Raw genomic sequence first — 3738 nt, forward strand, 5'->3', positions numbered from 1 at the left:
ATAGTAGAATTATCGTGTCCATGGAAAAACTGGGAATCATACGCTACCTTTTATTTATGGCGTGTTCTTTATTAAATAATAAAAGGAATCCGTTCTGATAGAAAATTAATCAAAACGGATTCTTTTTTATGAGCCTGATTGTATTTAAGAAAACACTATTTTTTTACAATCGGTATATAAATATCAAAATGTGGATCGTTCGGATCTTGATCAACTGGATAATGTTCATGCTTAATCGGCATGTAAGGATCAGAGTAATCTACACCAGCTTCTCTATATGCGGTATAGTCGCTATCAACTAACCATTGATGTAAGTCCGTATAGGTTTTTTGAATATCTTCTCCTTTGTTATGTGTTGTCTTCACATACGTCCATTCAGGAACCGATATTTCAATCATTCCCTCAGGAATTTCCTGCTCCTCACTCACTTCATACACCGCGTAATGTGTGAATCCATTGTCAATTACATGATAAGACAAACCTAATTGAATAGTAGGATTCACCCTATTCTCTAGCTCATCGGCACGGTCTTGAACTTGTTGAATGATATTTTTTAAATGAGGTACAATTTCAGAGAACGTTCCCTCCCATTTTAATCCTACTGCCCGATAGGCTGGTAATGTTATAATTTGATAACTCAAGTTATCTACCTCCCTTTCCCCTAAGTAATAACAATTATTTCAAAAATAGCGAAATGACACAATATAAAATGGCTGGTGATTGCATTTATTTCAAAGACAGATATATTTAATTTTCTTAAAACGTGATGTGCCAATAATTGAAATCCTTTCTTTTTATTAATTGAATAGTTGAAATATTATCGTTATACTTAAACTACTTTTATAATAACGCTCCTTAGAAAACTTATGTTGAAGACTACTAGTATTGAGGAGGAAGTAGAATGGAAGAATTCATAGTAGAAAAAGCAATACAAGATATTATCCAGACGATTTCGCTTGGTGTTATGGGTGTGGTCGCCTGAATAAGGATGGTCATCACCTTCGAACTGGTTGGCAAGGAGATAAGACAGTTACCATCTTTACACCTGAATCAAAATACATGGGTATTCCTGGTTTTTTATATGGTGGTTTACTTGCATCTTTAATTGATTGCCATGGATCAGGGTCTGCTGCGCTTGCGTTGCATCGTAAAAATGGACATGAAATTGGTGATGGAGCAGAGCCACCAAGATTTGTAACGGCTAACCTGAATGTAGATTTCCTAAAACCGACTCCGCAACACGTCCCATTAAAAGCAATTGGTACTGTTGAAGAAATTCATCCGAAACGATGGAAGGTTGAAACAGAAGTGTACGCTGAAGATACGCTCTGTGCTCGAGGTACAGTAGTTCTTGTCGTCATGCCTAGTACATTTCAAAAAAAGAATGATTAACAGTTGTGATTATGATTAGCTAAACAAGTTAACCTATGGAAGGTTAACTTGTATTTATGTGGGCTTTTTTAGTGTAAATCAAATACGATTGGATCAATTTGTTTTTTGATTATTACAGTTGATGGCACTAGCTTTAAATTAGCTGGGATTTGTTCGAAATTCTCAAACTGTAATTTATAAACCGTACGATTGTTAATGTAATCTGAAGAGGCAGAATTATAACCAATTAAACGATTATCAATCGCCAGATGCCAATCAGATGCCAGCATCTCAGGCTCTCCCTCTGTAGAGATCGCTATATAAAGTGTACGTTGTTTGATTTCTAATGAATCAATGGTGTAAGTAGCATTATTAAATTGAAATGGCTGTATATGTGCAGTATCTACTTCTGTCTCAAATAAATCGAACACAAATGCTTCCATTTGAAGTACTTCAAACGTAGCAGGGTTAGTATACTTCGGGACAGATGTCGTATAAATCATTTCACCCAATATAGCTGTGCCGCCACCACTAGCTGAAAAGTTTGAAATCATTGGTTGTTCTCCATCTATTCGTTTAGTAGTGATAATTAATTGCCCTTCTTTATCTCGTATGGAAAATCGAACATTTGATTTTACACTTCCGAAAAAGTCGTCTTGTGCTTCATCCACTTTATGTGAGTTGGCCACTTCTATATCTTGATATTTATTTAAAAGTTGCTTATATACATTATCTTGATCTCTCTGATACTGTTCTTTAAATTTAACTCGATAATGAATATCGATGTTTTCCCCATTCTCGACAACTTTATCAATAGAAACATCTAGGAATGGCTCATTGTAATTTAAGACTTGCTTACTATCTAAATGTTCTTCTTGCTCACTACTACTCGTTTCTACTAATTGTGTTGGCTCATCCACTTGTTGTGTGACTTCAATCGGTGGACGGTGCCAATAATAAAACGTAAAACTAAGTATAATAACGGCAACACTGATTACAGAAATTTTTAAAGTATACCAGGATTTTTTCCGCTTTGTATCAGTGTAAATATGGTGCATAATAGCATCCTCTTTGCTACTTGTTATTTTAGGTATATTAAGCTGTGCAAATAAGATGTTTTGCTCATTTAATAGTTGCTCATATTCACATTGACAATTTTTACAGAATTGTAAATAATCTTCTATTTTCTTTTGTTCATCCTCATCTAAAAAACCTTCTACATAATCTTCTAACAAAATTGGTTCACATTTCATAAAAATAACCTCCTTTTGTCATTGTGATGGACCTAAGTTTTCTCTTACTTCTGTGTAGCTTGTTACGAACATCATTTAAAGAAATCTGAAGCACTTCACTTATTTCATCATAGCTTAGCTCATTTACATATTTCAGTAACAATACCATGTACTCTGTTTCATCCAATTGTTGTAAAAGCTTTTCTAACTGCTCATTTCTTTCGTGTAGCAACAATACTTTTTCCGGATAACGATTATCCATTACATTACTGTCGATTTGCATCGTTTGTATCTTTTGAATCCGTAAATAATCGAAACAATTATTGACTACAATTCGGTATAGCGAGGCATTAAAGGAGCCTATTTTTTTATATTTATGTAGGCTATAAAAAACTTTTATAAAAATATCTTGAACGATATCTTCAGCTGCAGCACGATTTTTTACTATTCTGATGACTGTAGTAAAAATTTTCTGCTCATAATGTTTTACAATATGTGCAAAATGATGACTTTCACCATTTTTAACTCGTGTAATGACTTCATCCATCTCCATTTGTATCACCTCCCTACTACTATAACGAAAAAATTTTCATTTCCTCTCAAAATTTCCCTTTATTTTTGCAGATTTTGAGTTTAGCTATTGATTATTCTATAAACAAAACAATAGAAGAAATAAAAAATGTCTAAAGGATTCTTGTCTTTATTTTTGGACAAGAACCTTTAGACAAATTATTATAATTGAGAGTAATTGGTCAGAAAAAACTTCTCTGATTATAGTAAGACATAAGTTTAAAATGTTCTTCTTATTAAATAGCCGCACTTTATTGTAATGGAATGTTTACTTCAATATTGTTCCCGATAGGATTGGTGTAATAGTTTAAATATATTTTTGCCTTCCCAGTATAGTCTTCAAATTGGGTCGTCTCCATTACGTACTGTTCGTCTCTTGAAATTGTCACACCTTTAATTTCTAACGGCGTACCATCTTCTTTTATGGCATCAGAGAACATTAAAAATTTGCCTTTATTATCCTTATTAATCTTAACTGATACACTTTGCTGCGCTGCGGAAAGGTCTTCATTAAAATACGTAGGCTTTGTGAGTATTTCTTTTGTGCTAAAATCAACTTCAACAA

3 protein-coding genes and 2 pseudogenes are annotated in these 3738 nt (G+C 33.4%); 1 reads left to right on the plus strand and 4 read right to left on the minus strand.

Annotation, left to right across the window (positions count from 1 at the left end):
• Positions 1-155: 155 nt before the first annotated feature.
• Positions 156-641, minus strand: a complete 486-nt coding sequence (locus RT445_RS08145; RefSeq protein WP_274793157.1) for a GyrI-like domain-containing protein — start codon at positions 639-641, stop codon at positions 156-158.
• A gap of 260 nt (positions 642-901) precedes the next feature.
• Here RT445_RS08145 and RT445_RS08150 point away from each other — a divergent pair.
• Positions 902-1392, plus strand: a pseudogene (locus tag RT445_RS08150) (PaaI family thioesterase).
• A gap of 68 nt (positions 1393-1460) precedes the next feature.
• Here RT445_RS08150 and RT445_RS08155 read toward each other — a convergent pair.
• The 3 genes and pseudogenes from RT445_RS08155 to RT445_RS08165 form a co-directional block, all read right to left on the minus strand.
• Complete coding sequence (locus RT445_RS08155; RefSeq protein ID WP_274793155.1) at positions 1461-2624, minus strand: anti-sigma factor family protein; 1164 nt, start codon at positions 2622-2624, stop codon at positions 1461-1463.
• A complete protein-coding gene (locus RT445_RS08160; protein ID WP_274793154.1) occupies positions 2614-3156 on the minus strand; it encodes an RNA polymerase sigma factor in 543 nt (180 codons plus the stop codon). Before RT445_RS08160 ends, RT445_RS08155 begins: the two co-directional genes overlap by 11 nt.
• A 268-nt stretch (positions 3157-3424) precedes the next feature.
• Positions 3425-3738: pseudogene (locus RT445_RS08165) on the minus strand (DUF4179 domain-containing protein); the annotation flags it as partial.

Source organism: Lysinibacillus sp., from assembly GCF_032093475.1.
Taxonomy (GTDB): Bacteria; Bacillota; Bacilli; order Bacillales_A; family Planococcaceae; genus Lysinibacillus; species Lysinibacillus irui.